Origin of the sequence: Novosphingobium sp. KCTC 2891 (assembly GCF_025938155.1) — a bacterium.
GTDB lineage: Bacteria > Pseudomonadota > Alphaproteobacteria > Sphingomonadales > Sphingomonadaceae > Novosphingobium.
In genome coordinates, this window is the sequence record NZ_JAPCZG010000007.1 from 208,512 (window position 1) to 233,834 (window position 25,323).

Annotated in this window: 25 protein-coding genes; 15 read left to right on the plus strand and 10 right to left on the minus strand. The window is 68.0% G+C overall.

The genetic code is table 11. From position 1 onward, the window contains the following. The first annotated feature begins 2 nt into the window (after positions 1–2). The 6 genes from OLX02_RS14480 to gspN are packed head-to-tail and all read left to right on the plus strand — an operon-like array spanning position 3 to position 5,619. Positions 3–1,556 carry a GspE/PulE family protein gene (locus OLX02_RS14480; RefSeq protein WP_413630301.1) on the plus strand — a complete coding sequence of 518 codons (1,554 nt, stop codon included), beginning with the start codon at positions 3–5 and terminating at the stop codon, positions 1,554–1,556. Further along, positions 1,556–2,797: a type II secretion system inner membrane protein GspF gene (gspF, locus tag OLX02_RS14485; RefSeq protein WP_264423959.1), complete on the plus strand. Its 1,242-nt coding sequence runs from the start codon at positions 1,556–1,558 to the stop codon at positions 2,795–2,797. Before OLX02_RS14480 ends, gspF begins: the two co-directional genes overlap by 1 nt. A 4-nt stretch (positions 2,798–2,801) precedes the next feature. After that, positions 2,802–3,284: a type II secretion system major pseudopilin GspG gene (gspG, locus tag OLX02_RS14490; protein WP_264423961.1), complete on the plus strand. Its 483-nt coding sequence runs from the start codon at positions 2,802–2,804 to the stop codon at positions 3,282–3,284. Positions 3,285–3,293: 9 nt separating this feature from the next. Next, positions 3,294–4,424: a type II secretion system protein GspL gene (gene gspL / locus OLX02_RS14495; protein WP_264423963.1), complete on the plus strand. Its 1,131-nt coding sequence runs from the start codon at positions 3,294–3,296 to the stop codon at positions 4,422–4,424. Beyond that, positions 4,421–4,894: a type II secretion system protein M gene (locus OLX02_RS14500; protein ID WP_264423965.1), complete on the plus strand. Its 474-nt coding sequence runs from the start codon at positions 4,421–4,423 to the stop codon at positions 4,892–4,894. Before gspL ends, OLX02_RS14500 begins: the two co-directional genes overlap by 4 nt. Further along, entirely contained in the window at positions 4,891–5,619 is a 729-nt protein-coding gene (gspN, locus tag OLX02_RS14505; protein ID WP_264423967.1) for a type II secretion system protein N, read from the plus strand. The genes OLX02_RS14500 and gspN overlap by 4 nt, the downstream gene beginning before the upstream one ends. A 3-nt stretch (positions 5,620–5,622) precedes the next feature. Here the strand turns inward: gspN and OLX02_RS14510 are convergent, their stop codons facing one another. Then, the gene (locus tag OLX02_RS14510; RefSeq protein WP_264423970.1) at positions 5,623–6,078 is read right to left on the minus strand and encodes a Dps family protein; all 456 of its coding nucleotides are present in this window, start codon (positions 6,076–6,078) and stop codon (positions 5,623–5,625) included. A 96-nt stretch (positions 6,079–6,174) separates the two neighbouring features. After that, complete coding sequence (gene nhaA, locus OLX02_RS14515) at positions 6,175–7,347, minus strand: Na+/H+ antiporter NhaA (RefSeq protein ID WP_264423972.1); 1,173 nt, start codon at positions 7,345–7,347, stop codon at positions 6,175–6,177. Positions 7,348–7,448: 101 nt separating this feature from the next. On the opposite strand from nhaA, the gene OLX02_RS14520 reads away from it, so the two are divergent. The 5 genes from OLX02_RS14520 to OLX02_RS14540 all read left to right on the plus strand — a co-directional run bounded on the left by OLX02_RS14520 (position 7,449) and on the right by OLX02_RS14540 (position 13,443). Then, complete coding sequence (locus tag OLX02_RS14520; RefSeq protein WP_264423974.1) at positions 7,449–8,828, plus strand: glycosyl transferase family protein; 1,380 nt, start codon at positions 7,449–7,451, stop codon at positions 8,826–8,828. A 347-nt stretch (positions 8,829–9,175) separates the two neighbouring features. Next, positions 9,176–9,901, plus strand: a complete 726-nt coding sequence (locus OLX02_RS14525; protein WP_264423975.1) for a hypothetical protein — start codon at positions 9,176–9,178, stop codon at positions 9,899–9,901. Positions 9,902–9,979: 78 nt separating this feature from the next. Beyond that, complete coding sequence (locus tag OLX02_RS14530; protein ID WP_264423977.1) at positions 9,980–10,894, plus strand: sulfite exporter TauE/SafE family protein; 915 nt, start codon at positions 9,980–9,982, stop codon at positions 10,892–10,894. After that, the gene (locus OLX02_RS14535) at positions 10,891–11,652 is read left to right on the plus strand and encodes a TIGR02186 family protein (protein WP_413630305.1); all 762 of its coding nucleotides are present in this window, start codon (positions 10,891–10,893) and stop codon (positions 11,650–11,652) included. Before OLX02_RS14530 ends, OLX02_RS14535 begins: the two co-directional genes overlap by 4 nt. Before the next feature lie 96 nt (positions 11,653–11,748). Beyond that, complete coding sequence (locus OLX02_RS14540) at positions 11,749–13,443, plus strand: ATP-binding protein (protein WP_264423979.1); 1,695 nt, start codon at positions 11,749–11,751, stop codon at positions 13,441–13,443. A gap of 1 nt (position 13,444) precedes the next feature. Here OLX02_RS14540 and OLX02_RS14545 read toward each other — a convergent pair whose 3' ends face one another. Genes OLX02_RS14545 through OLX02_RS14555 form a run of 3 tightly spaced genes read right to left on the minus strand, consistent with a single transcriptional unit; the run spans position 13,445 to position 15,961 of the window. Beyond that, a complete protein-coding gene (locus OLX02_RS14545; protein ID WP_264424024.1) occupies positions 13,445–14,911 on the minus strand; it encodes an MATE family efflux transporter in 1,467 nt (488 codons plus the stop codon). A gap of 10 nt (positions 14,912–14,921) precedes the next feature. After that, positions 14,922–15,449, minus strand: coding sequence for a YceD family protein (locus OLX02_RS14550; protein WP_264423981.1), 528 nt, complete (start codon positions 15,447–15,449; stop codon positions 14,922–14,924). Further along, positions 15,446–15,961, minus strand: a complete 516-nt coding sequence (locus tag OLX02_RS14555) for a ubiquinol-cytochrome C chaperone family protein (RefSeq protein ID WP_264423982.1) — start codon at positions 15,959–15,961, stop codon at positions 15,446–15,448. The genes OLX02_RS14550 and OLX02_RS14555 overlap by 4 nt, the downstream gene beginning before the upstream one ends. Before the next feature lie 201 nt (positions 15,962–16,162). On the opposite strand from OLX02_RS14555, the gene OLX02_RS14560 reads away from it, so the two are divergent. The 4 genes from OLX02_RS14560 (at position 16,163) to OLX02_RS14575 (ending at position 18,909) form a co-directional block, all read left to right on the plus strand. Then, positions 16,163–16,660, plus strand: coding sequence for an outer membrane protein assembly factor BamE (locus OLX02_RS14560; RefSeq protein WP_264423985.1), 498 nt, complete (start codon positions 16,163–16,165; stop codon positions 16,658–16,660). A 123-nt stretch (positions 16,661–16,783) separates the two neighbouring features. Next, a complete protein-coding gene (hslV, locus tag OLX02_RS14565; RefSeq protein WP_319641254.1) occupies positions 16,784–17,371 on the plus strand; it encodes an ATP-dependent protease subunit HslV in 588 nt (195 codons plus the stop codon). Positions 17,372–17,376: 5 nt separating this feature from the next. Beyond that, positions 17,377–18,678, plus strand: coding sequence for an ATP-dependent protease ATPase subunit HslU (gene hslU / locus OLX02_RS14570; protein ID WP_264423987.1), 1,302 nt, complete (start codon positions 17,377–17,379; stop codon positions 18,676–18,678). Between the two features lie 27 nt (positions 18,679–18,705). Next, on the plus strand, positions 18,706–18,909 hold the full coding sequence (locus OLX02_RS14575; RefSeq protein ID WP_264423989.1) for a DUF1737 domain-containing protein: 204 nt from the start codon (positions 18,706–18,708) through the stop codon (positions 18,907–18,909). Here the strand turns inward: OLX02_RS14575 and OLX02_RS14580 are convergent. The 5 genes from OLX02_RS14580 to OLX02_RS14600 all read right to left on the minus strand — a co-directional run bounded on the left by OLX02_RS14580 (position 18,899) and on the right by OLX02_RS14600 (position 24,999). Further along, positions 18,899–19,546: a hypothetical protein gene (locus tag OLX02_RS14580; protein ID WP_264423990.1), complete on the minus strand. Its 648-nt coding sequence runs from the start codon at positions 19,544–19,546 to the stop codon at positions 18,899–18,901. The two genes, OLX02_RS14575 and OLX02_RS14580, sit on opposite strands and share 11 nt — an antisense overlap. A gap of 37 nt (positions 19,547–19,583) precedes the next feature. After that, on the minus strand, positions 19,584–21,416 hold the full coding sequence (locus OLX02_RS14585) for an ABCB family ABC transporter ATP-binding protein/permease (RefSeq protein ID WP_264423992.1): 1,833 nt from the start codon (positions 21,414–21,416) through the stop codon (positions 19,584–19,586). A 67-nt stretch (positions 21,417–21,483) separates the two neighbouring features. Next, positions 21,484–22,407, minus strand: a complete 924-nt coding sequence (locus OLX02_RS14590; protein WP_264423994.1) for a retroviral-like aspartic protease family protein — start codon at positions 22,405–22,407, stop codon at positions 21,484–21,486. Between the two features lie 84 nt (positions 22,408–22,491). Next, positions 22,492–23,946 (minus strand): oligosaccharide flippase family protein, encoded by a 1,455-nt coding sequence (locus OLX02_RS14595; protein ID WP_264423996.1) that lies wholly within the window; start codon positions 23,944–23,946, stop codon positions 22,492–22,494. A 54-nt stretch (positions 23,947–24,000) separates the two neighbouring features. Further along, a complete protein-coding gene (locus tag OLX02_RS14600; RefSeq protein WP_264423998.1) occupies positions 24,001–24,999 on the minus strand; it encodes a glycosyltransferase in 999 nt (332 codons plus the stop codon). Positions 25,000–25,323 lie beyond the last annotated feature (324 nt).

Consider the following 25,323-nt stretch of genomic DNA (forward strand, 5'->3'; position numbering starts at 1 on the left):
CGATGGACGGCGCGCCCGAATCCGTCGAACCCGAAATCGCGCCGGGCGTTACGCTTGCTGGCGCGGCGACGGTGGCCGCGCTGCCGCTCGCATGGCCCTATGCTCGCGCCCGCGACACCGGCCTGCTCGCCGCGGAAACGGCAGACGGGGCGGAAGTGGCGATGCGCGCGGGCAGCGATCCGCTTGCCCTGCTCGACCTGCGCCGGATGCTGGGCCGGCCGTTCACGCTGCGCACGGTTCCCGCGCCTGATTTCGAGCGGCTTCTCGCCGAACGCTATGCCGTGGACGGTGCCGCCGCTGCCGTGGCGGGCGACATGGCGCTGGGCGATATCGGGCTGGACGGATTGGACCCGCTGGCGCTTGGACTGCCGAGCGCCGAGGACCTGCTCGACAGCGCCGACGATGCGCCCGCGATCCGGCTCATCAACGGGCTGATCGCCGAAGGCCTGCGGCAGGGCGTGTCCGACATCCACATCGAACCCTATGAACAGGCGCTGGTCGTGCGGATGCGGGTGGACGGCGTGCTGGCGGAAAAGCTGCGGATGCCGCCGCACGTCGCGCCGGTGCTGGTCAGCCGGATCAAGGTCATGGCCCGGCTCGACATTGCAGAACGCCGGTTGCCGCAGGACGGGCGCATCTCGCTCAGCCTGGGCGGCAAGCTGGTGGACGTGCGCGTTTCCACCCTGCCCAATCGTGCGGGCGAGCGCGTGGTCATGCGCCTGCTCGACAAGGACAACGCAGGGCTGGACCTCGCCCATCTGGGGCTGGGCGAGAAGGCCAAAGCCTCTTTGCGCGGCGCGCTGGCCGAACCCAACGGCGTGGTGCTCGTTACCGGGCCGACCGGATCGGGCAAGACGACCACGCTCTATGCCGCGCTGCGCCTGTTGAACGATGGCGCGCGCAACATCCTCACGGTCGAGGACCCGGTGGAATATGCGGTGGAAGGCGTGGGCCAGACGCAGGTCAACGCCAAGGTGGGCCTGACTTTCGCAGCCGGGCTGCGCGCCATCCTGCGGCAGGATCCGGACGTGGTCATGGTGGGCGAAATCCGCGACCGGGAAACCGCCGAAATCGCGGTGCAGGCTTCGCTCACCGGCCATCTCGTGCTGTCGACCGTCCACACCAACGATGCGGTGGGCGCGATCACGCGGATGCGCGACATGGGCGTCGAATCGTTCCTGCTGGCCTCCACCCTGCGCGCGGTGATCGCGCAGCGGCTGGTTCGGCGGCTGTGCCCGCATTGCAGCGTGGAGCGTTCGATCGAGCCGGCCCTTGCCGAGCTGCTGGGGATCAAACCGGGCCGCCTTGTGCGCGAACCGGTGGGCTGCGCGCGTTGCGACCAGACTGGTTATGCCGGCCGGATCGGCGTGTTCGAGGCGCTGCGTGTCGATGAAACCGTGCGCCGCCTGATCCATGAAGACGCAAGCGAAGCGGCCATCGCGCGCCATGCCTTCGCCGATGCGCCGCGGCTGGCCAAAGCGGTGCGCCGGCTGGTGCGGGACGGCCTGACCAGTCCGGCCGAAGCCGCACGCATCCTGCGGCGCGAGGACGGCTGATGGCGCGCTTCGCCTATCATGCCATCGACCCCAAAGGGCTGGAACGGCGCGGCGCGGTCGAGGCCGGGGACGAGCGGCAGGCGGCTGAAAAGCTGGCGGCGCGCCAGTGGCACATCGTGGCGCTGGCGCCCGATGTCGCGGCTTCGGCGCGGCGGGCGGCGAGCGGCACGGCGCAGGGCGGCGGGCGCGGATCGCTGTTCGCACCGCGCCTTTCCGCCAAGCAACTGGCGTTGTTCACGCGCCAGATCGCCTCGCTGATGCTGGTCAGCCCGTTGGAGGAATCGCTGCGCACCATCGCGCGCCAGACCGAAAAGCCCCGGGCGCGGGCCATCCTGGGCAATGTCCATGCCGGCATCGTAGAGGGCTTGCCGCTGGCCGAGGCAATGCGCCGCGAGGAGCCGAGCTTTCCCCCCGTTTACCGGGCGATGATCGCAGCGGGCGAGAACTCGGGCAGCCTGCCCGCCATCGCCAACCGTCTTGCCGACCTGCTCGAACGGCAGGCGGCGGTGCGCGCGAAGATCCTGGCCGCGCTGGCCTATCCCGTCGTGCTGTCGTTCGTCGCCATCGCCGTGGTCGCGGGCCTGATGATCTCGGTCGTGCCGCGCGTGGTCGAGCAGTTCGACAACGCCAGCCGCCAGTTGCCGTGGCTGACGCGCGGCGTGATCGCGGTGTCGCAAGTTCTTGCGGGATGGTGGTGGGCGATCCTGCTGGCGCTGTTGGCGGCCACTTTCGGTTTCGCGCGGGCCTTGCGCGATCCGGGTTTCCGGCTTCGCGTGGACCGGGCGGTGCTGGGCCTGCCGTTCGTTGGCCGGCTGGTGCGCGATGTCCATGCCGCCGCGCTCGCCCGCACGCTGGCCACCATGATCGAGGCGCGGCTGCCGCTGGTGGACGGGCTGCGGCTCGCGACGCGCACCGTGTCGAACAGCGTCCAGCGCAATGCGCTGGCCCGGATCACGGAGCAGGTCCGCGCCGGCGGCTCGCTTTCCACCGCGCTGCGCGAGGCGGGCACGTTCCCGCCGCTGCTGGTCTATCTGGCCGCCAGCGGCGAAGCGGCGGGGCAGCTGGGCCTGATGCTCGAACGCGCGGCCGACTATCTCGAGCGCGAGTTCGAAAGTTTCACCGCCACCGCGATGGCCTTGCTCGAACCTGCGATCATCGTCGTGATGGGCGCGGTCGTGGCGCTGATCATCCTCGCGATCCTGCTGCCGATCCTGCAACTCCAGAACCTGACCGGACTGTGACCCGATGAACACCTACCGACACATTGGCCGCACTTCGGGCCGCACCGGGGACCGCACCTCGCGCCCCGTCGCCAACGGCTTCAGCCTCGTCGAACTGATGGTCGTGCTGTTCATCATGGCGCTGCTGGCGGCGGTGGTCGCCTACAATGTGATTCCGGTGGGCGATAAGGCGAAGGTGGTCGCCGCGCGGGCCGATATCGCCACGCTTGACCAGTCGCTGGAAATGTATCGCCTCGATCTGGGGGCTTACCCCACGCAGGGCGAAGGCCTCGCCGCGCTGCGCACCCCGCCGGCCGGGCTGGCTAGCCCGCAGGATTATCGCAGCGGCGGCTATATCAAGGATTTGCCCAACGATCCCTGGGGCCACCCCTACCAATATGTCGTCCCCGGCCGCGATGGGCAGGCGTTCGAGGTGTTCTCGCTCGGCGCTGATGGCCAGCCGGGCGGCAGCGGGCTTGCCGCCGACGTGACCGCGAAGAAGGACTGACGCGCGGCGATGGCGCAGCCCGTTCCCCTTGGCGATCCCGCACCCGACGGAGTGATCGCGCTGCTGCCCGACGCCCCCGGCGGTGCGTGGCGGTGGTGGCGCGTGGCGGATGGCGCGTTGGGCCGCGAGCGCGCGTGGCTGCCGGGCGAGGAACTGCCGTGGGTCGCCGCGACGCCGGCAACCTTGCTGGTGCCCTCCGCTGCGGCACCGGTGCGGGACAAACCCTTGCCCGACCTGCCCGCGGCGCAGGCGCTTGCGGCGGAACGGATCGCGCTGTCGGGGCAGTCGGGCGCCGAGGCGGATCGCCATGTCGCGGTGGCGGCAGCGGACGGGCGCCTGCTTGCGGCGACGGCGGGCCTTGCGGATATGGACTGGTGGCTGGCGGCAGCGGAAGGCGCGGAACTGGCGGTGCGGGCACTGGTGCCGGCTGCGCTGGCGCTGCCCCGGCCTGAAGCTGGAGTGGTCACTGCTGAGCTGGGCGGGCAGCCGCTGGCCCGCACCGCCGAAGCGGCGTTCGCGGGCGAGTTGGCGCTGGTAGAGGCGCTGGGCGGCGGGTGCGGGACAGATGTGGTCGCGACCGAGGCGCTCGATGCGGCGTTGCTGGCGCTTCATGCGCGCGCGCCGCTGGACTTGCGGCAAGGCCGCTATGCGCCGGCGCGGGTTTCGTTCTTCCATGTGGCGGATTGGGTCCAGATCGCGCGGATGGCGGCTGTGGCGGCGCTGCTCGGGCTGGTGCTGATGCTGGTGTGGATCGTGCGGCTCGATCGCGACACCGCCGCACGCGAGGCCGAGGCGCTGGCCGCCGTGCAGGCGAAGTTCCCGGCGGCGGGCGATCTCGACGGCGCGGAGCGGCTGGTGCTGGCGGAAGCGGCGCGGCGCGGTGCCGGGGCGGCGGCATTCCCAGCGCCTGCGGCGGCGCTGCTGGCGGCGATGCGTCCGGTGCCCGCGCTGCGGCTGCGCGATCTGGGCTTCGACGGCGATGGCACGCTGCGCTTCACCGCCGCCGCACCGCGTGCGGAGGACGTGAATGCCGTGCTGATCGCGCTGCAACGGCAGGGCTGGAAAGTGACCGTTCCGCCGTCGCTCAGCCCCGATCCCACCGGCGCGACCGTCGCCGCGATCACGCTGAGGGCTCCATGAGGGCGTTGCTCGACTGGCGCGCCGGGCTGACCGGGCGCGAACGCCGTCTGGTCGATCTGGCGGCGCTGCTGACCGCGCTGGTCGTCGGTGTCTATGGGATCGTGCTGCCCGTGGGCCACGCGCTCGACGATGCCGAGGCGCGCCATGCGGCAGCGGTGGAGCGCAGCGCGCGCCTTGTCACGGCGGTTCGCAGCATGACGCCGGGCGTATCGCCGCGCGAGTCCGCATCGGCACCGCTCGACCAGATCGTGTCCGTCAGCGCGCAGGAGGCGGGCCTTGTCGTCCAGTCGGTGCAGCCGCGGGGGAGCGACCGGGTCGTGCTGGTGATACCGTCGGCACCTCCCGTCACGGCGCTTGGCTGGATCGATCGCCTTGGTGCGCGCGGCCTGGCGGTCGAAAGCCTTGCCGTGCGGCCTTCGCCCGATGGCACGGCTGCGGTCGAAGTCACGTTCCGGCGAGCCGGGCCATGATCGGCCGCTGGATTTTCCTGCGCGACGGGCGCTGGCCCGCCGGATCGCGGATGACGCTCGCCTTGTTGTTCCTCGCGGCGCTGGTGGTCTTGTTGCCGTTGCGACTGGTGCTGGGCGGGGTGCCGGGCCTTTCGGCGAGCGCGGCCGAAGGGACCATATGGTCGGGCCGGGTGCGCGATGCCGCTATCGGACCATTCGTGCTGGGCACGGTGGACGCTGGGCTTTCGCCGCTGCCGCTGCTGGTGGGGCGGCGCGAGGTGTGGCTGCGCCGCGGCGGGGCCGATCCCTTGCATGGCCGGATTTCGGGCGCGGGCGGGGAGGTTCGGCTTTCGTCGGTGGACGGGACCGTGGCGCCGGGTGGTGCCTTTGGCGGACTGCCGGTGGAGGCGATCAACTTCGCCGGGTTCGGCGCGGCGCTGGCGGACGGCCGTTGCCTTTCAGCGGAAGGCAGCGTGACCGCCACGCTGCCGCCGCTGGGCGCGTTGGGCGGAGGCCCGATCCTGCTGAGCGGCCGTGCCCGCTGCGACGGAGCCGCACTGCTGCTGCCACTGCGCGGCAGCGGCGGCATGGAGCGGCTGGACTTGCGCATCCATGCGAATGGCGGGTGGCGCGCGGAGTTTGTGCTGGCCGATCCGCCGATGGAAGCCGTGCCGGCGCTTGTGGCCATGGGGTTCGTCGCTCGTCCCGGCGGCCTTGGCCTCAGGACGAGCGGACGGTTACGGTAGGATTCAGCTGGCGATCTGGGTGAGGAACCAGACGCGCTGCTGGGCCTGGTCGGTCCAGTCGTCGGCCAGCCCTTCGGTGGCGTTGTCGCCCGCTTCGCCCGCGGCAGCCTTGGCGGCGCGGATGCGTTCGACCAGCTTGGCGTTGTCGTCGCGCAGCGCCTTGACCATCTCGATGGCATCCACCTTGGCGCGGTCGTCGTCCTCGATCACGGTCTTGGCGGCGATCGACCCGATCGAGGTCAGCGTGGCGCCGCCGTTCTTGCGCACGCGCTCACCAATGATGTCGGTCAGCGCGAAGAGCGCGGCGGCCTGTTCGTCGAACAGCAGGTGCAGGTCGCGGAACTGCGGCCCGGCGACGTGCCAGTGGTAATTCTTGGTCTTGAGATAGAGCGCGAAGTAATCGGCGAGCAGCCCGTTCAGGCTGTCGACCAGCGCCTTCCTTGCATTGTCACCCGGCATGGTAATCCCCTTCGCTTGCTGCGGCTGGACCCTAATACGCCAAGGCGACCGATTGGTTTCACGCAAAAGCCGGGTTGAACTGATCGGCAGCGTCGATCAGTCGGCGGGCTTGGGCGAGAACCTCAGGACCAGTGCGCCGGCGATTGCGGACAGCAGCGAGCCGGCGAGAATGCCGATCTTGGCTTCCTCACCCAGCGCGGGGCGGGTCGGAAAGGCCAGCCCGGCGATGAACAGGCTCATCGTGAAGCCGATGCCGCACAGCAGCGCCATGCCCCACAGGTGCGACAGGTGCGTGCCCGCCGGGCGCGGCGCGAAGCCGAGCCGCTCGCAGGCGACCACGGCGGAAAACACGCCGACCTGCTTGCCGATGAACAGTCCGGCCGCGATGGCGAGCGGGAGCGGATCGGCAAGGCTCGATCCCCCGCCCAGCGTGACGCCGGCATTGGCAAGGCCGAACAGCGGCACGATCAGAAAGCCGTTGGGCGCGACCAGCGCGTGTTCCATCCGCAGCAGCGGGCTATCGCCGTGCCGATCGAGCGCCATGGGCACGGTCAGTGCGGCCAGCACGCCGGCTACGGTGGCATGGACGCCCGAATGGAGCACTGCCGCCCACAGCGCGATGGCCAGCACGATGTATGGCCACGAGGCGCGAATCCCGCTGCGGTTGAGAATCACCATGGCCCCGAAAAGCGCGGCGGCGATGCCGAGCCATGCCCACACGATGCCGGCGGTGTAGAAAATCGCGATGACCGCGACCGCGCCAAGGTCGTCGACGATGGCGACGGTGAGCAGGAACAGGCGCACGGAGGGTGGCACACGTTTGCCAATCAGCGCCAGCACGCCCATTGCGAAAGCGATGTCGGTGGCGGCGGGAATGGCCCATCCCGCGTGCAATGCGGCATCTCCGCGCGAGGCGGCGAGATAGACCAGCGCCGGCACCGACATGCCCGCCAGCGCGGCGACGACGGGCAATCGCCGGCGCTGCGGGTCGGCCAGTTCACCGACGATGATTTCCCGTTTGATCTCAAGCCCGACGACGAAGAAGAACACCGCCATCAGCCCGTCATTGATCCACAGGTGGAGTGTGTCCAGCCGAGGCAGCGGAGTCCACGGCAGCGGGTGGTGGAACAGATCGTGCCACGCTTGCGCGAGGGGGGAGTTCGCAAGTGCGAGCGCCGCCGCGGCGCAGGCGATGAGCACCAGCCCCGGCGCTGCCTCGCTGCGCCCGAGGCGGCCCAGCCACCCCCTAGACCTTAGGATTCCCGCCATATTCGAACCAATCACCTGCGTGCCTGCGTTGCCATCGGGGCACGCGCGCCGATACTCTCTAACCGGAGATGGGGTGCCGTCAAACCGGCGGGGGCAAGGACATGATGCCGTTAACAACGGCCCTGGAGTGGCTCGACCTCATCGAGCATGAACTCCTGCTGTTCGCAGCCTTCTGGTTCGCGATCGGGGCCATCGATGAATTCGGGGTCGACCTTTTGTGGGTCTGGCTCCGCCTCTCGGGGCGCGTGGGAACGGGACGTGCGCCCGACGATCACGAGGCGCCGCTGCGGGGTGTTGCCGCCGTGCTGGTGCCGGCCTGGCACGAAGCCGGCGTCGTGGGCGCCATGCTCGCGCATTGCCTGCGCGTGTGGCCGCAACAGGAGTTGCGCATCTACGCGGGGTGCTATCGCAACGATCCGCACACGCTGGCGGCGATGATCGGGGCTGCGGGCGATGCCCGCCTGCGCATTGTGGTCCACGACCGGTCCGGGCCGACGACCAAGGCCGATTGTCTCAATCGGCTCTATGCGGCCATGGTCGAGGACGAAAAGCGTGGCGGCTTCATCGTGCGCAGCGTGATCCTGCACGATGCCGAGGACATGGTGCATCCCGCCGCGCTTGCCGCGCTCGATCGCGGGCTGGACGATGCCGATTTCGTGCAGGTGCCGGTCCGCCCGGAACCGCAGGCGGCGTCGCCGTGGATCGCGGGGCACTATTGCGACGAGTTCGCCGAAAGCCACGGCAAGGGCATGGTGGTGCGCGATTGGCTTGGCGTGGGGCTACCGGCTGCCGGGGTTGGCTGTGCATTCCGGCGCGATGCGATCGAGGCCATCGCGGCGCGGCGCGGATCGCACGAACCGTTCGCCGCCGAGTGCCTGACCGAGGACTACGAATTCGGCCTGCTGATCGAGGAGAGCGGCCGCCGCGCGCGGTTCCTGCGGCTGCGCGACGGCGAGGGCCGGCTGGTGGCGACGCGCGAGTTTTTTCCGTCCGGACTTTACACATCGGTGCGCCAGAAGACCCGTTGGCTTCACGGCATCGCCTACCAGGGTTGGGAGCGGCTGGGCTGGAGCGGGCGTCCGCTGGAACTGTGGATGCGCCTGCGCGACCGGCGCGGCCCGCTGACCGCGATCGTGCTCGCGGCCGGATACATGCTGATCGTGCTGGCGCCCATCAGCGCGCTGGCCGTGTGGCTGGGCCTTGCCGCGCCGCCTCCGGTGGACCCGGTGTTGCGCGCCCTGGTGCTGTTCAACTTCGCGGCCCTGCTGTGGCGCGTGGCGGCGCGTGTGCTGTTCACCGCGCGCGAATATGGCGCGGTGGAAGGACTGCGCGCAATCGTGCGGATGCCGTTGGCCAATGTGATCGCGATCATGGCCGGGCGCCGCGCGCTGTTCGCCTATCTCGCCTCACTGCGCAGCGGGCGGGTGAAATGGGATCACACGCTTCACTTCGGTCATCCCTCGCTTGCCGGTGCGCATTGAGCGCAGCAAGGCTCCTCGACGTGCATGGCGGACGCCGTGGGCAGCCGCTCGTCGCGTTGATGGGTGTGCTGGCGCTGTGGGTCGGTGTGCGGGCCTGCCTGCTGACGGGCGGCACTGTGTCCCAGGCGAAGGCCGATGGCAGGGACGTGGCGGCAGGCGCTCCCCGGTCCGTGCCTCATGCGTTAGGTCGCCCGGGCGTTCGCCAGCTCGCCTCGCGCGGTGCAGCGGTGCATCCTGCGCGCGCCGTTTCAGCCGCCCGTCCGCGTTCCCGGCCGGCTGAGGGGGGACGCACGGCAACCGCGCTTCCGTTGCAGGCGGGGCTGGCACCAACGCCTGCCGAACCGGCTATGAACGAGCGCGCGGCGCCGGTGCCCTCCAGTCTTGCCGGCGCCGCAGGACCTTCAGCGGCTGGCGCGAGCCGGTGGTCGGGCGACGGCTGGCTCTATCTGCGGCGCGGTCATGGCGCGCCCGCGCTCGGGACGCTGGGGCCGACCTATGGGGCCAGCCAGTTCGGCGCTGTGCTGCGTTACGCTCTCGCGCCTGGACCGCGGGCGCGGGCTTTCGGTTATCTGCGGGTTGCCGGCGCGATGGACGCTCCCTTCCGGGATCGCCATCTGGCGCTGGGTCTTGGCCTGCGGCCTGTCCGCCATTTGCCGGTCGCGGTACTGATGGAGGCGCGTGTCCAGCAGGGCGGGCGCGACACGCACGTGCGGCCGGCCGTTGCGCTGGTCAGCGAAGTGCAGCCGCTGGCGCTGCCGCTCGGAGCAGAGGCGGAAATCTACGGGCAGGGCGGCTGGGTCGGGGGGCGGGATGCGACCGCGTTCTTCGATCTTCAGGCCGTGGCCGACCGGAGCGTGCTGCGCCCCTCGATCGACGCCGACCTGCGGTTGGGGGCGGGCGTGTGGAGTGGGGGCCAGAAAGGCGCGGTGCGGCTCGACGCAGGGCCGCGCGTGAGCCTGCGCACGGCGATCGGCGGCGTTCCCGCGCGGCTCGCGCTGGATTGGCGGTTCCGGGTCGCGGGGGATGCCGCACCCCGTTCCGGCCCGGCGCTGACCGTTTCCGCCGGGTTCTGATCATCCGGCGGGCAATGCCGGAAAAGCTGGCCTGCGGCGTTTGCATCCGGCACCGCCTGCGCTAGCCTCATCCGCAGGATGGACGTTTACCTCCCCATCGCGAATCTTTCGGTCAATGGACTGGTCATCGTCGGGCTTGGCCTGCTGACCGGGCTGTTGTCCGGCATGTTCGGCGTGGGCGGTGGGTTCCTGACCACGCCCTTGCTCATCTTTTACGGCGTGCCGCCGACCGTCGCCGCCGCTTCGGCCGCCAGCCAGGTGACGGGGGCCAGCGTATCGGGCGCGTTCGCCCATGCGCGGCGCGGCGGGATCGACTACCAGATGGGCGGCGTGCTGGTGGCGGGCGGCGTGCTTGGCACCGGGCTGGGCGCGCTGCTGTTCCGGCTGCTGCAATCGCTCGGCCAGATCGATACGGTGATCAACATCCTCTACGTCCTGATGCTGGGCGGGATCGGCGGGCTGATGGCGCAGGAAAGCATCGCCACGCTGCGCGCGCAGCGATCTGGCGTGCCGGTCCCTGCGCGCAAGCGCCGGCACCATCCGCTGGTGGCCAGCCTGCCGCTGCGCTGGCGGTTCTATCGCTCGGGCCTCTACATCTCGCCGCTCGCGCCGCTTCTTCTGGGTATCACGACCGGCATCCTGACGATGTTGATGGGCATCGGCGGCGGATTCATCCTCGTGCCTGCGATGCTCTACATCCTGGGCATGGGGGCGGGGGTCGTCGTTGGCACCTCGCTGTTCCAGATCCTGTTCGTGACGATGGCGACGACCATGATGCACGCGCTGACGACACGCGCGGTCGATATCGTGCTGGCCTCGCTGCTGCTGCTCGGCTCTGTCTCTGGCGCGCAGATCGGCGCGCAGTTCGCGCAGAAGGCGAAGCCCGAGCAATTGCGGCTGATCCTTGCGGTGATCGTGCTGGCCGTGGCGATCCGCATGGCGCTGGGGCTGGGCTACCGCCCGGACGAGATCTACACCGTGGTGCCGCTGTGAAAGGCTTGCGCGCGCTGTTCCTGCTTGCCTGCTTCGCATTGCTTGGCGCCGCGCGCGAGCCGGTGCTGGTGCCTGAAATCTCGCAGCACGAAATTCAGGTGCGGCAAGGCTTTACCGGTGCGGACCTGCTGCTGTTCGGGGCGATTCTTACCCCCGAAGGCACGCGCGCGGCGCAGGATACCGATATCGTCGTGGTGCTTGAAGGGCCGGTGCGATCGATCGTGCTGCGCGAGAAGCAGAAGGTCGCGGGCGTGTGGATCAATGCCGACAGCACGCAGTTCCGCTCTGCGCCCAGCTTTTTCGCGGTGGCTTCCTCGCGCCCGATCGCGCGCATCGTCGATGACAAGACCGCGGCGATCTACGAACTGGGGCTCAAGTGGCTCCAGCTCTCGCCGATCGGGGTGATCGACCCGGCCGAGCAACAGCGCTTCTCGACCGGGCTGGTCGACCTGATGCTGCGGCAGGGCCTGTACCAGGAGAACGAGGGCGCGGTGAAGATCAGCGGCGAGGTGCTGTACCAGGCGCGCATCTCGCTGCCCTCGAGCGTGCAAACCGGCACCTACACCGCCGAAACCTTCGCCATCCGCAAGGGCAAGGTGGTCGCCTCCGCGATCACGCGGGTCGAAGTGACCAAGGAAGGGTTCGAGCGCTTCGTCGCGGTCAATGCCGAGACCAACGGCATTCTCTATGGCCTGTTCGCGGTGCTGCTGTCGGTGGGCATGGGCTGGCTTGCCGGAAGGCTGTTCGCGCTCATCTGATTGTACCGGTCAGGTTCGCCTTATCTGCTTGTTAACGCTGCCTCCTTTACCTTCGACAGGTTAGGGCGAACGGCGCGAGACTGGAAAGACGTGGCAATGTCGGACATGACGATGCAGGGTTTCGAGGGCGCACGCCCGGCTGCGCCCGAGGATCTTGCCTCCCCGCGCCATCCGGCCCCGCCCGCTGACAATGCCCGCCGTCCGCTGGGCTACGTGGTCGATGTGGCGGGTTCGGGCAGCCAGATCGCGCTCGATCTCAAGCGGCTGGAAGAGTGCATGGCCGATGCCGATCCGTCGGTGTCGCTGTCCGGGCAGGTCGGCAGCCAGATCAAGATTCGTGTCGGCAATTCCTGGCTTCTCGCCAGCGTGCGCAACCAGCGCCACGAAGGCTCGGCCGAGGACTGCATTTTTGCGCAGGTCGATTTCCTGGGCGAGGGCGAGGAAGAACGACTGACCGGCAAGATCTTTGCTTTCCGGCGCGGCGTTACCCGTTATCCGATCCCCGGCGCACTGGTCTATCCGGCGACCAGCGGCGACTTGCGGCAGATCTACGCCAGCGACGGCCGCGCGAACGTGACCATCGGCACCGTCTTTCCCAGCAAGGACATCCGCGCCGGGCTTTATGTGGACGCGTTCCTGGGCAAGCACTTCGCTCTGCTCGGTTCGACCGGCACCGGCAAGTCGACCAGTGCCGCGCTGATCCTGCACCGGATCTGCGAGATGACCCCGCAGGGCCATGTCGTGATGATCGATCCGCACGGCGAATATTCGCAGGCATTCCGAGGGATCGGTCACCTGCTCGACGTGTCGAACCTGCAGATGCCGTATTGGCTGATGAACTTCGAGGAGCACTGCGAAGTGTTCCTGACCAGCGTGGGTTCGGACCGGCAGATCGATGCCGACATTCTGGCCAAGTGCCTGCTTCACGCCCGCCAGCGCAACCGGCTGGCCGACCAGATCGGCAAGATCACGGTCGATTCGCCGATTCCCTACCTGCTGTCGGACCTCGCCAACATTCTCCAGAACGAGATGGGCAAGCTCGACAAGGGCACCAATTCGATCCCCTACATGCGGATCAAGTCCAAGCTGGAAGAGATCAAGGGGGATCCGCGCTATCAGTTCATGTTCTCGGGAATGCTGGTGGGCGACACCATGGCCGAGTTCATCTCCAAGGTGTTTCGCCTGCCTTCCAGTGGCCGGCCGATCTCGATCATCGACGTGTCGGGCGTGCCTTCGGAAATTACCACGACGGTGGTGGCCGTGCTCAGCCGGCTGGTGTTCGACTATGCCGTATGGGCGCGCGATGAAGAGACGCGCCCGGTGCTGCTGGTGTGCGAGGAAGCCCACCGCTACGTGCCCAACGAGAAGAACAACGATGGCTCGTCGGTGGGCCGCATCCTGTCGCGCATCGCCAAGGAAGGGCGCAAGTACGGTATTTCGCTGGGCCTCATCACCCAGCGCCCGTCGGACCTTGCCGAAGGCGTGCTGTCGCAGTGCGGCACGATCATCGCCATGCGTCTCAACAACGAGCGCGACCAGGCGTTCGTGAAGGCCGCCATGCCCGAAGGCGCGCGCGGTTTCCTTGATTCGATCCCGGCCTTGCGCAATCGCGAATGCATCATCTGCGGCGAAGGCGTGTCGATCCCGGTGCGCGTGTCGTTCGATGAGCTTGCCGCGGGCCTGCGCCCCGCCTCCGACGATCCCTCGTTCTCGCAGCTGTGGAGCAAGTCCGGCGGCGAGGAGGAAGCGGTCGAGCGGACGGTGCAGCGCTGGCGCGCGCAATCGCGCTGACCTAAAGCGCGGGCACCATCCGGCCTGAGCTGTCGCTGTCGGCCTGGGTTTCCTCTGCACATTCGTCCGGCGGCACGACCCGCGCCTTTTCGCGCCAGCCGCGCTGGCGATAGGCGAGGCCGGCGAGCAGCGTCGAAACCGACGAACTGATCGGAAACGCCAGCCACAGCGCATCCTGGCCGAGCGTCTTGTGGGCCAGCGCATAAAAGCCCAGACGGATCGGGTACATCGTGATGCCCAGGATCACGAGCGGTGCGATCACCACGCCGCCCGCGCGCATCGTGCCGAAGAACACGATGGTCACGCCGAACAGGATGTAGGTCCAGATCGCGAGATACTGGATGTGCCGTGCCAGCTCCACCGCCGGGCTGCCCGCGCCAAGGAACAGTTCCAGCACCGGCCGGTCGAACAGCAGCAGCAGCGCGGTCATCGCGCCGGTCATCGCCACGTTCAGCCCGATCCCCGCGCGGGTGATGCGGCCCAGCCTGTCGGGCAGGCCCGCGCCGATGGCCTGCGCGGCCATGGCCGAAACCGCCGCCGAAATCGCCAGCGCCGGCATCTGGAGGTAGTTCCACAATTGCAGCGATGCGCCATAGGCGGCGCTGACCATCGCGCCCTCGCGATTGACCAGCCCGACCATGATGACGCCGGCCATCGAGATCATCAGCATCTGCACGCCCATCGGCAGTCCCTTGGTCAGGATATAGCGCAGCTCGTCGCGGCGGGGGATCAGGTAGCGGATTTCCGCGCCTTTCAGTCGCAGCGGCAGATTGCGCGCATAGACATAGAACAAGAGCGCCGCCATCGACACGAACGAGGCGATCGCGGTCGATAGCGCGGACCCGGCGATGCCCATGCGCGGGAACGGCCCGATCCCGGCAATCAGCATGGGATTGAGCGCCACGTCGAGCACCACCGACAGGATCATGAAGCGCAGCGACGTTTGCGAATCGCCCGCGCCGCGCAGCCCCATGCCGACCATCACGGTGATCATCGCGGCCGGCACCGACACGAAGATCACCCGCAGGTAGGCGAGCGCCAGCGAAAACACTTCGCCCGGCGTCGCCATCAGCCGCAGCAGCGCAGGGGCCCATATCCAGCCCGCCACCGCGACCAGCATCGACAGCCCGACACACAGGCCCAGAGCCGTGCCGAACGTGCGCCGCGCCGCATCGATGTTGCCCGCGCCGAACGCCTGGCCCACCTTGATCGTGGCGGCCATGCCGAAGCCGAACACCCCGGCAAAGACGAGGAACATCACGACGTTGGCATTGGCGGTCGCCGCCAGCGCGTCTTCGCCCAGCATCCGCCCGACCCAGACCGAATTGACCGAGCCGTTCAGCGACTGGAGCACGTTGGACAGCAACGTTGTCGCGGAAAAGGCCAGCAGCGTCTTGAGGATCGGACCCTGGGTGAGATCCCGGTGGCCCGCCCTCTCGCGGCCGGATGGTGCGGCGGGGGCGGGCATGTCCACGGGGTCAGTCCTTTTTCTTGAGCGCCGCCAGTGCGGCGAATGGCCCGGAGGCAACGTCGCCGCCCAGCTTGTGTTCCGCGCGGGCGCGGTCCGCCTCGGGCCCTTCGGCGAAAGGATCGATCGCCAGCGCAAGGCTTTGCGCCACCGCTTCGCCAAGGTCGATGGTCAGCCCATCGAACTCGATCTCGTCGCACTCGTCGGCGCGGATTTCCAGTTCCTCGTCGGGCGCATGATGGCCGGGCGGCACGAAGCGCAGCGCGATGGGCTCGTCGATGCGCACCGGGAAGTCCTCGCCGGAAATCGCGCAGGCCTGCACGATCGCGGCGGTCAGGCGTCCGTTCGCCAGCACCTTGTCGGCTTCGCGCCGGACCATGACTTCGGCGTGCATGGCGTCGATCGCCGAAATGCCGAAGCGCGCGGCCAGTCGCCTGCGTTCGGCCTCATCGGGTTCCAGCACGATGGGCGCGTCGTTCACCTGGCGCAGGTCGACGATCCGCGAAAATTCGGGGGAGGGCACGGCAGCGGCGCTCACTTGCCGATCTCCGCCGCGAGCACGCGGTGCGCGGGCACCAGCGCAAGCCCGGCGGCGAAGGCGCGGGCGCGGCGGGCCACCAGCAGCGGATCCGTGCCTTCCACCAGCGTGATATTGCGCGCCGCCGCTTCGGCCATGGCCTGTTCTCCTGCCTCCAGCGCCTCGCGGTAGGCGCCGAGACGGCCGCCCAGCGTGCCCATCAGCTTGCCCACGTGCTTGCCCACCATCAAGTCTCCCACGCCGCTTTCGCGCAGCTGGCCGTCCATGTCCTCGACAAACAGTTCGGTCAGTCGCACCGAAGGCTCGATCAGTTCCTGCTCGCGTTCCATGCGCAGCAGCACGAGGCTGAGGATCAGCGTGATCGCGTCGAACCGGCCGCCCACGGTGTCGGCCACCCCGCAATCCCGGTACCATTCCTTCTCGCGCGCGATTTCGACCACCTTGTGCCACAGCGGCCGGGCCACGGCGCGATCATCCTGCGTCTGGCCGAACAGGCGGGAGAGCAGCGACATGGGGCGAAGACCTTTCGTTTTGCGGGCCGCCGTTCAGGGCGGATTAAATTGGCCGGCTCCATCGGGCATCGGCTGGGCGGGGGAATCTCCTGCCATTGCGGTAATGCCGTTTGGACCCTAAGGCTTCGCGCGATATAGGGTGCGCGGGCGGCAAGGCAATTGTTCGGTGGGGCACCCGGACGGATGGATCGGAGCGTTTGAATGTTTGATACCAGGGTCAAGGTGCGGGGCGTGGCGATCGTGGCGCTCGCGGTACTGGCCTCCGGCTGCTCGAGCATTCGCGATCATCGCGGCTATCTGGTCGATCCCGCGCTGACCGATTCGGTGCAGCCCGGCGTCGACAACCGCCTTTCGGTCGAGCGCGCGCTCGGCCAGCCGACGTTCAAGAGCCAGTTCGGCCGCCAGACCTGGTATTACGTTTCGATCGACACGCGCCAGAAGCCCTTCAGCCGGCCCCGGACCAAGAACGAGTCGATCTTCAAGATCAATTTCGACCCTGCCGGCAACGTGCAGAGCGTGGAACGCGGCGGCATGGAAAAGGTCGCCCAGATCAACCCCGATGGCGACAAGACGCTGACGCTCGGCCGCGACCGCAGCTTCTTCGAGGACCTGTTCGGCAATATCGGCCAGGTCGGCGCGGTGCCGGGCTCCACGCAGGGCGGCAGCGGCCCGGCCGGCTCCGGTCCCAACGGCAGCTGACGCAGGGAAGGCCCTTCGGGGCCTTCTTTTTTGTCTGGTTCGCAAGCTCGCGGCGGATGCCGGCGGGCACCCAACGCAACTCTCCTGCTTGAATTCCACCATCTGCGCCTCATATCCCGGCGCATGGACGAGAGCAGGGCAAGCCACGGCCTGATCCAGTGGCACGGCACCACCATCATCGGGGTGAAGAAGAACGGCCGGACGGTCATCGCGGGCGATGGCCAGGTTTCGATGGGCAACACGGTGATGAAGCCCAACGCCCGCAAAGTGCGCCGGATCGGCGCGGTCGATGAACACGGCAAGGGCAAGGTCATCGCCGGTTTCGCCGGCGCCACCGCCGATGCCTTCACCCTGTTCGAACGGCTGGAACGTAAGCTGGAGCAGCACCGCGGCCAGCTGATGCGTGCCGCGGTCGAACTCGCCAAGGACTGGCGGACCGACAAGTACCTGCGCAATCTTGAAGCGCTGATGATCGTCGCGGATGCCGAGACGATGCTGATCCTGACCGGCAACGGCGACGTGCTGGAACCGGAATCCAGCCATGATACGGTTGTTGCCGCGATCGGATCGGGCGGGAACTACGCGCTCGCCGCCGCGCGCGCGCTGACCGATTACGAAGACGACGCCGAAAAGATCGCTCGCCGCGCCATGCAGGTCGCCGCCGAAGTCTGTGTCTTCACCAACGACCGCGTGACGCTGGAAGAAATCTGAACCGCATGAACGACAATCTCACCCCCAAGGCCATTGTCCGCGCGCTGGACGAACACATCGTCGGGCAGGCTGAAGCCAAGCGCGCCGTCGCGGTGGCGCTGCGCAACCGCTGGCGCCGCCAGCACCTGTCGAGCGAACTGCGCGACGAGGTTTCGCCGAAGAACATCCTCATGATCGGGCCTACGGGCTGCGGCAAGACCGAGATCAGCCGCCGTCTGGCGAAGCTGGCCGACGCGCCTTTCGTCAAGGTGGAGGCGACCAAGTTCACCGAAGTCGGCTATGTCGGCCGCGATGTGGAACAGATCGCGCGCGATCTGGCCGAGGAAGCGATCCGGCTGGAAAAGGACCGCCGCCGCGACGCCGTGCGCGATGCGGCGAGCAAGGCCGCGATGGACCGCCTGCTAAAGGCGCTGGTGGGCGACGGGGCGAGCGAGGCCACGCGCGAAAGCTTCAAGCAGCGCCTGTCGGACGGCTCGATGAACGATGTCGAAGTCGAGATCGAAGTCGAGGACGCGCCGTCGATGCCGATGGAGATTCCCGGCATGGGCGGCAATGTCGGCATGATCAACCTCAGCGACATGATGGGCAAGGCGTTCGGCCGGCAGAACCTGAAGCGTCGCAAGATGCGCGTGGCCGATGCGTGGGACAAGCTGGTCGACGAAGAGTCGGAAAAGCGCATGGACCAGGACGACGTCGCCCGCGTCGCGCTCCAGAACGCGGAAACCAACGGGATCGTCTTCCTGGACGAGATCGACAAGATCGCGGTCAGCGACGTGCGCGGCGGATCGGTGAGCCGCGAAGGCGTGCAGCGCGACCTGCTGCCGCTGATCGAAGGCACCACGGTGGCCACCAAGTATGGCCCGATGAAGACCGACCACGTGCTGTTCATCGCCAGCGGTGCGTTCCACGTCGCCAAGCCTTCGGACATGCTGCCCGAACTTCAGGGCCGCCTGCCGATCCGCGTTGAGCTGAAGGCGCTGACCGAGGACGATTTCGTGCGCATCCTTTCGGAAACGCGCGCCAACCTGGTCGAGCAGTACCGTGCGCTGATCGCCACCGAGCAGGTCACGCTCGATTTCACCCCCGAAGCAATCCGCGCGATCGCGCGCATCGCCGCGCAAGTAAACGAAAGCGTCGAGAACATCGGCGCCCGACGCCTGCAGACGGTGATGGAAAAGCTGCTGGAGGAAGTCAGCTTCGACGCCGAGGATCGTGCCGGCCAGACGGTGACGGTCGACGAAGCCTATGTCGCCGAGCGGCTTGCCGGGCTGGCGGCGAACGCCGACCTGTCGAAATATATTCTCTGACGCGGATCGGGCGGATAGGAAGGGGCCATGCACCAGACCCCCGAAGACCGCCCGATCTACCGCCTGCTGACCGGCAAGGACGACCGCGCCTTTTGCGAGCGCGTGTCGGAAGCGCTGGCGCAGGGCTGGAAGCTCTATGGCTCGCCGTCGATGACTTACGACGGCGGCATGGATTGCATCAAGGTGGCGCAGGCCGTCGTCTGGCACGAAGCTGACGTGATCAAGGGCTGATCAGCCCCCCCAGCTTGACCGCATTGAGCGTGGCCGGGTCGAACGGAAGATCCGCGACGCCGGCCTCGAAGAACAGGACGTGGCGGCCGACCTGCAGCCAGAAGGCATCGCCGTCCGCGCCCGCGCCATAGCGTCCGCAGCCCGCGGCGCCGCGTTTGCCCCGGCTTTCGACCGACCATGCGCCATCGGGCAGGCCGGCGACGTCCGCATCGACCACCACGCAGTTCTTCGCCTGTTTCGCCGGCAGCTCGGACTGCACCAGCGCCATGATCGCCGCCTTGGGATCGGTGCTGGCAGGGATGATCGCGCCGATCCGCCGGTCCGAGCCGGCGACCCGAAGCTCGCGCACGGCGGCCGGGGCAATGTCCGGCACGATTTCGATCCGCGCGGTCGAATCGCCGCAGCGGGCGGCGCGGTAGAACAGCCATTCGCCGGCCCCCAGCCGCGCATCGTTGACGCTTGCGTTGCAGTCCGCGGGCGGGGTCCAGTCGGTGTGGACGGGCGCGGCGATCAGGCTCGCCGCCGCGTCAGCGCAGATTCCGGAGCCGGCCAGCCGCGCGCACGTCGCCGCCGTGTCGGCCGCCTGCGCCGTGCCCGCCAGCAGGACGGCGAAAAATCCGGGCAGCCATGGTTTCATTGCCTGATCCAATATCCGCGCACGCCGGCGCGGCGGATCATTCCGCCGCTTCGTCCAGCTCCGCGCTTTCGGCTGCCTGACGCGCCCACATTTCAGAATAAAGACCGCCCTGTTTCAGCAGCTCGAAATGGCTGCCACTTTCCGCGAGCCGTCCCTGGTCGAGGACAAGGATCGTGTCCGAATCCGCGATGGTAGAAAGCCGGTGCGCGATCGAAATGGTCGTCCGGTCGCGCGCCACGTCACGCAAGGTGCCGATGATGTCCTGTTCGGTGCGCGTGTCGAGCGCGCTGGTCGCCTCGTCGAACAGCAGGATCGGCGGGTTCTTGACCAGCGTGCGCGCAATCGCGACGCGCTGCTTCTCGCCCCCGGACAGCTTCAGCCCGCGTTCGCCCACCTCGGTATCGAGCCCCTTGGGGAGGCGCGCGATGAAATCCGCGATGGACGCTCCGCGTGCAGCCTGGGCTACGTCCTCGGCGGTTGCGCCTTCGCGGCCATAGGCGATGTTGTAGCCGATGGTGTCGTTGAACAGCACCGAATCCTGCGGCACGATGCCAAGGGCGGCGCGCAAGCTGGCCTGCGTCACTTCGCGGATATCCTGCCCGTCGATCAGGATGCGCCCGCCCTGCGGATCGTAGAAGCGGAACAGCAGCCGGCCGATGGTGGACTTGCCCGCGCCCGAAGGGCCGACGATGGCCACCCGGCTTCCCGCCGGCACTTCGAACGAAAGGCCGTGGAGGATCGTGCGATCGGGGTCGTAGCCGAACACCACGTTGTCGAACGTGACCGAAGGCCGCGCGATCACCAGCGCGGGCGCGCCGGGAGCGTCGGCCACTTCCACCGGGGTGTCGATCAGGCGGAACATCTCGGCCATGTCGACCAGGCCCTGCCGGATGGTGCGATAGACCATGCCCAGCATATCGAGCGGGCGGAAAAGCTGGGTTAGGTAGGTGTTGACGAACACCAGGTCGCCCACCGTCAGCTTGCCCTGTGACCAGCCCCACACGGTATAACCCATCGCGCCCGCCATCAGCAGGTTGACGATCAGCGCCTGCGCGATGTTGAGCAGGCCGAGCGAATTTTCCGAGCGCACCGCTGCCTTGGCATAGGCGCGGGTCGCGGCGGCATAGCGCGCTTCCTCGCGCGCTTCGGCTCCGAAATACTTGACCGTCTCGTAATTGAGCAGCGAATCCACCGCGCGCGACAGCGCCTGCCCGTCGAGCCGGTTCATCTTCTCGCGCAGGTGCGTGCGCCATTCGGTGATGGTGCGCGTGGCAAAGACATAGGCGATGACCGCGACGACCGTCGCCGCGACCAGCCCCAGACCGAACTGGGTCCAGAAGATCACGATCACCGCGGTCAGTTCGATCACGGTGGGCGCAATGTTGAACAGCAGGAAATAGAGCATCGTGTCGATGCTCTTGGTCCCGCGCTCGATCACCTTGGTCACTTCGCCGGTGCGGCGGGCGAGGTGGAAGCGCAGGCTGAGGCGGTGGAGCCGGCCGAACACGTTCTCGGCGAGGTGGCGGGTGGCGTCCTGCCCCACGCGCTCGAACACGATGTTGCGCAGGTTGTCGAACGCGATGCCGGCGAAGCGGCCGCCCGCGTAAGCCAGCACGAAAGCGAAGGCGACGGTGAACGCGGCATGGGTGCCCAGCGGCCCCTGCGGGCCGGACATGGCATCGACGGCCTTCTTGTAAGCGAAGGGAAGCGCCAGCGTGGTCGCCTTGCCGATCAGCACCAGCAGCATCGCGCCGACCACGCGGTGACGCAGGCCAGGGTCGTCCTTTGGCCAAAGGTACGGCAGGAAACGCTTGAGCGTCTGCCAACCATCGTGGCGGGCGTTGCGATCGGTGGCTGTATCGGGTGGCATCGCATCCCAGATAGGCGCTTTGGCCCGCCGCACCAGCCCCCCGGCTATGGTTCCGAAGGCGCGGCGTTCACGAACGGGGCGGCGCGGCCCCCTTGGGAAGATCGAACAGAATGCGCCGGGCGCCGAAATCGATGGCAACGCGGTGGAACAGACGCAGTTGGTTCATGCCCAGCAGCATCGCCGGGCGCCGGGTCATCGAGAGGCGCTCGAACGGCGGGGCATCGGCGAACACGATCATGGTATTGGTCATTGTCAGGCCGCCGAGTTCGAGCTTCCGTGCAAGACCAAGATCGGCGGTGATGGTTTGTCCGGTTACGGAAAGCAGTTCGGTCTTTTCCTGTTGATGCCGCCGCACCAGCGCCTTTTGCAGCGCGCGATTGCCGATCGAGGCATCGGAGCCGGTGTCGATGACGATTTCCGTGTGCACGCCGTCGATCAGGGCATTGGCCATGATCAGCTGGCCCGAGCGGCGCCGCGCCTGGACGACGATCTCGAAGCCGCGCGAGCCGCCGAGTGCGGCGGCATCGCCGATGGCCATGCGGTTGCGGTCGAAGTCGAGCAGCACGCGCTGGCCTTGCAGGCTGTCCAGCCCGATGATCCCGTCCGCGCCGATAAAGCGACCTTCCAGCAACGGGGCGGATAGGCCGTAGAAGCTGCGCGTGCCCAGGTTGATTTCCTCGACCTCGACAAGGTCCACCGCCTGCGATCCGGCCACGCCGACCAGTGTCGCGGTGCCGCTTGCGGCAAGGCCGAGGCGCGTTGCCACATCGCGCGCGAGCACGGTCCGTTCGGCGCCAGTATCGACGAGGAAGGCGAAGGGGCCGGCCGTGCCGATCCGCACCGGCACGGTCATGCGGTCCGTCGCATCGCGCCTCAGGTCGATCACGTCCATGTCGGCGGCGACAGGCGCGACCTGCTGCGCGACCGAGACGGGCCAAGCGGCGACAAGGGGCAGCAACGACCCCGCCAGAATCAGCGGATGAAATGCCATGCATCGTTCTCCCGCTGGCATCCTACGCCTCGGCAGGCCTTTGCGCTATCGCGTCGTGGGGTGGCTATGAGGGGTTATGAGGGACTAGGCGGGGAGCAGGCGACGCAGGACGGGCAGGCCGGCCGCCATGGCGCGGATCTCGTCGAGCACCGGATGGCGAACCAGATGCAGCGCGAACAGCCATGCAAGGCCGCCCGCGGCGACTGCGGCACAAAGCGCGCCGAAGCCGATCGTGGCCGGTGACGCCCAGAACATATACGTGAGCGCCAGCGGGGCGAGCGCTGCGCCGGTGGACAGCGCGCTGCGCAGGTAGATCGCCAGCAGCGGCTGCACTTCGAACCCCACGATCAGCCGCAGGAAGCGGAAATAGAGCGCATACCAGGCGGCGCCATAGACCAGGCGCGAGGCGGCCGCGCCTTCGACGCCCCACAGGCAGCCGAGCGCCAGCAGTGCGACCGACATCGCCGTATCGATCAGATTGCGCGCCAGCAGCGGGTTCAGCTTGCCCGCCAGGATGGGCAGGTCGATGTGCAGCGGCAGCGCGACAAGCAGGATCTCGGTCAATGCGATCATAGCCAGCGGCGTGGCGGTCTGGAGCCAGGCTTCGCCGTAGAGCAGCCGTATGATCGGCTCCGACGCCAGCGCCAGCCCGGCCATCCCCGGCCAGATGACTCCCGAATAGCCGGCGCAAACCCTGAGATAGGCAGGGCCGAGCGGCTCGCCGCGATCGCGGATGCGCGCGAAGGCGGGGTAGAACACGCTGCCGATCGCGCCGGAGATCAACATCCGGAACTGGTCTGACAGGCTCGCCGCGCGGCTGAACAGGCCCACCGCGAACGTGCCGAGCGCTTTGCCGACGATGAGATCGGGCGTGCGTGTGCCAAGCGCGCCCGACAGGTACAGCGCGCTCGACCGTGCGCCGAAGCCGAGCACGCGGCGCACCCCGTCGAAGCGTAGGCGGTGAGGCAGGCTGGGGCGCATCGCCTGGGCCGCGATGCCGCGCGCCGCCGCCGCCGCAACGGTCGCCCACGCCAGCGCGAACGACGATGAGCCCGCTGCGGCCAGGCCTAGCGCGACGCCACCTTGCGCCAGGGCGCCGGCCACGTTCACCGCGAAATGCCCGCGGAACTGCATGGCCCGCGCCATCAGCGCCATCGGCACGACGGATAGCGGCACGAAGAGATAGCTGGCCGCGATGATCAGCACGACCGGCGCCAGCTGCGGTTCGTGATAGAGCTTTGCGAGGGGAAGGCTCGCCGCCGCGACGATGCCCGCGATCACCAGCGAGAAGAGGATCGCGACCGACCCGCACCTCTCGACCTCGTCACGGTCGAGGCGGGGCAGCCCCGAAATATAGCGCGCAAGCCCGAAGTCCTGCAGCACCGCCACGATCAGCGCGGCCGCCATGCCAATGGAAAACAGCCCGACTTCTGCAGGGCTGAGGAAGAAGCGCGAGATGATGACCGAGGTGGCGAACTGGATGGCAAACGAGATGTATTGCCCCGCCATCGCCCATATCGCTGCGCCGCGCACGCTCATTGCGGCCGGCTCGCGGCTTGCCGCATTCTCGGGAGTCGGAGAGTTTGCCATATCTCAGTGGGAAACCAGGGTTGCAGCGAGCATGGCGGCCCGCATCGGCTCGCCGAAGAGGATCAAGCGTCCGACGGTACGCCACAAGCCATCGCGGCTCCCGCCTTCGCGAATATAGCGACGAAGGATGTCGAAGCCTTCGTCGCGCAGCCCGGCACGCGAATAGAGTAACCCCGGCGCAACGCGGGCGCGTACTGCACGGGCAACCCCCTCCCGTCCGAACAAGGCATCGAGCTGGTCTATGGGAGGCAATGCCTCAAGCGTGGCAGTCGGATCGGGGCGCCCGGCCTGCCGTTCTGCATAAGCGATCCGCGCCACCGCCGCGCCGACTTGCTGGACAGTCGCATGACGGCTGGAAACCTGGTCCTCATAATGGCGATAACGCAGAAGGCGTTCGGGAAGGTTGGCGATGTGCGTCACCGAGGCGAGCCGCAACCACAGGTCGAGATCCTCGCAGTGCCGGAATGCGGCGTGATAGCCGCCCACCGAGAGGAGGACGTCGCGCCGGACCATCACCGCCGGGTGGCACAGCAACGGTGCGCCTTGTTCGACAGCGATCAGGAATTCCTCGTGAGTCACGGGATGATCGGGTGCGGCGACCGGGTGGGGAGCACCCGTCTCGTCGATGTCCTCGGTCCAGCTCCCGACGACACCTATGTCAGGATGCGCATCGAGAAAGGCCAGTTGGTGCTCGAAGCGCGTGGGTAGGCAGACGTCATCGGCATCCATGCGAGCGACGAGCGGCGCGCGCGCTTCGCCGAAAAGCTGGTTGAGGCTGACGACAAGGCCGCGGTTCTCACGCACAATCGGCCGGATACGGGCATCGCGCGCGGCATGATCGTGGATGATAGCGGCGGTTCCGTCCTTCGATCCGTCATCGAGGATCAGGAACTCGAAATCGCCGAAAGTCTGGCCCAGCACGCTCTCGATCGCCTCCGCCAGGAAGCGTTCGCCGTTATAGACGCTGAGCGCGACGCTGATTCTGGGATTGGTGCTCGGCATTCCTGTTCCAGCGCTGCGCAGTGCGTTCCGGTGGCGCCAGCCCCGGGTGCCTATGCGATCTACCGTAAAAAAAGCGTGTGGCCCACCGAAAGGCCGGAGTCGTGGATGGAGATGATCGGGATTCGCCGCCCGATTCGCCTGCCAGGCCCCCAGTCGGCGCCTCTGGTGCGGTGATTGATGTCTGGAAATCCGCAGAAATCAGCCATTTCTCACGAAGACCGCAACAAAAGTGCAAAATGGGTTTGACGGTTTGGCGAGTGGTCCATATATGCGGCGACACCGGACGGGACGCTGCGAAACGCGACGTTCTACTGGTCGCCACAT

What these genes read in the sequence shown, in the direction of transcription:
- gspN (WP_264423967.1), top strand. Translation starts at nt 4,891, where the DNA reads ATGATCGGCCGCTGGATTTTCCTGCGCGACGGGCGCTGGCCCGCCGGA.
- OLX02_RS14560 (WP_264423985.1), top strand. Translation starts at nt 16,163, where the DNA reads ATGTTTGATACCAGGGTCAAGGTGCGGGGCGTGGCGATCGTGGCGCTC.
- OLX02_RS14530 (WP_264423977.1), top strand. Translation starts at nt 9,980, where the DNA reads ATGGACGTTTACCTCCCCATCGCGAATCTTTCGGTCAATGGACTGGTC.
- OLX02_RS14540 (WP_264423979.1), top strand. Translation starts at nt 11,749, where the DNA reads ATGTCGGACATGACGATGCAGGGTTTCGAGGGCGCACGCCCGGCTGCG.
- OLX02_RS14590 (WP_264423994.1), bottom strand. Translation starts at nt 22,407, where the DNA reads ATGGCATTTCATCCGCTGATTCTGGCGGGGTCGTTGCTGCCCCTTGTC.
- OLX02_RS14480 (WP_413630301.1), top strand. Translation starts at nt 3, where the DNA reads ATGGACGGCGCGCCCGAATCCGTCGAACCCGAAATCGCGCCGGGCGTT.
- OLX02_RS14520 (WP_264423974.1), top strand. Translation starts at nt 7,449, where the DNA reads ATGATGCCGTTAACAACGGCCCTGGAGTGGCTCGACCTCATCGAGCAT.
- hslV (WP_319641254.1), top strand. Translation starts at nt 16,784, where the DNA reads ATGGACGAGAGCAGGGCAAGCCACGGCCTGATCCAGTGGCACGGCACC.
- OLX02_RS14555 (WP_264423982.1), bottom strand. Translation starts at nt 15,961, where the DNA reads ATGTCGCTGCTCTCCCGCCTGTTCGGCCAGACGCAGGATGATCGCGCC.
- gspL (WP_264423963.1), top strand. Translation starts at nt 3,294, where the DNA reads ATGGCGCAGCCCGTTCCCCTTGGCGATCCCGCACCCGACGGAGTGATC.
- OLX02_RS14600 (WP_264423998.1), bottom strand. Translation starts at nt 24,999, where the DNA reads ATGCCGAGCACCAATCCCAGAATCAGCGTCGCGCTCAGCGTCTATAAC.
- OLX02_RS14585 (WP_264423992.1), bottom strand. Translation starts at nt 21,416, where the DNA reads ATGCCACCCGATACAGCCACCGATCGCAACGCCCGCCACGATGGTTGG.
- gspF (WP_264423959.1), top strand. Translation starts at nt 1,556, where the DNA reads ATGGCGCGCTTCGCCTATCATGCCATCGACCCCAAAGGGCTGGAACGG.
- OLX02_RS14500 (WP_264423965.1), top strand. Translation starts at nt 4,421, where the DNA reads ATGAGGGCGTTGCTCGACTGGCGCGCCGGGCTGACCGGGCGCGAACGC.
- OLX02_RS14525 (WP_264423975.1), top strand. Translation starts at nt 9,176, where the DNA reads ATGAACGAGCGCGCGGCGCCGGTGCCCTCCAGTCTTGCCGGCGCCGCA.
- hslU (WP_264423987.1), top strand. Translation starts at nt 17,377, where the DNA reads ATGAACGACAATCTCACCCCCAAGGCCATTGTCCGCGCGCTGGACGAA.
- OLX02_RS14510 (WP_264423970.1), bottom strand. Translation starts at nt 6,078, where the DNA reads ATGCCGGGTGACAATGCAAGGAAGGCGCTGGTCGACAGCCTGAACGGG.
- nhaA (WP_264423972.1), bottom strand. Translation starts at nt 7,347, where the DNA reads ATGGCGGGAATCCTAAGGTCTAGGGGGTGGCTGGGCCGCCTCGGGCGC.
- OLX02_RS14580 (WP_264423990.1), bottom strand. Translation starts at nt 19,546, where the DNA reads ATGAAACCATGGCTGCCCGGATTTTTCGCCGTCCTGCTGGCGGGCACG.
- OLX02_RS14595 (WP_264423996.1), bottom strand. Translation starts at nt 23,946, where the DNA reads ATGAGCGTGCGCGGCGCAGCGATATGGGCGATGGCGGGGCAATACATC.
- OLX02_RS14575 (WP_264423989.1), top strand. Translation starts at nt 18,706, where the DNA reads ATGCACCAGACCCCCGAAGACCGCCCGATCTACCGCCTGCTGACCGGC.
- OLX02_RS14545 (WP_264424024.1), bottom strand. Translation starts at nt 14,911, where the DNA reads ATGCCCGCCCCCGCCGCACCATCCGGCCGCGAGAGGGCGGGCCACCGG.
- gspG (WP_264423961.1), top strand. Translation starts at nt 2,802, where the DNA reads ATGAACACCTACCGACACATTGGCCGCACTTCGGGCCGCACCGGGGAC.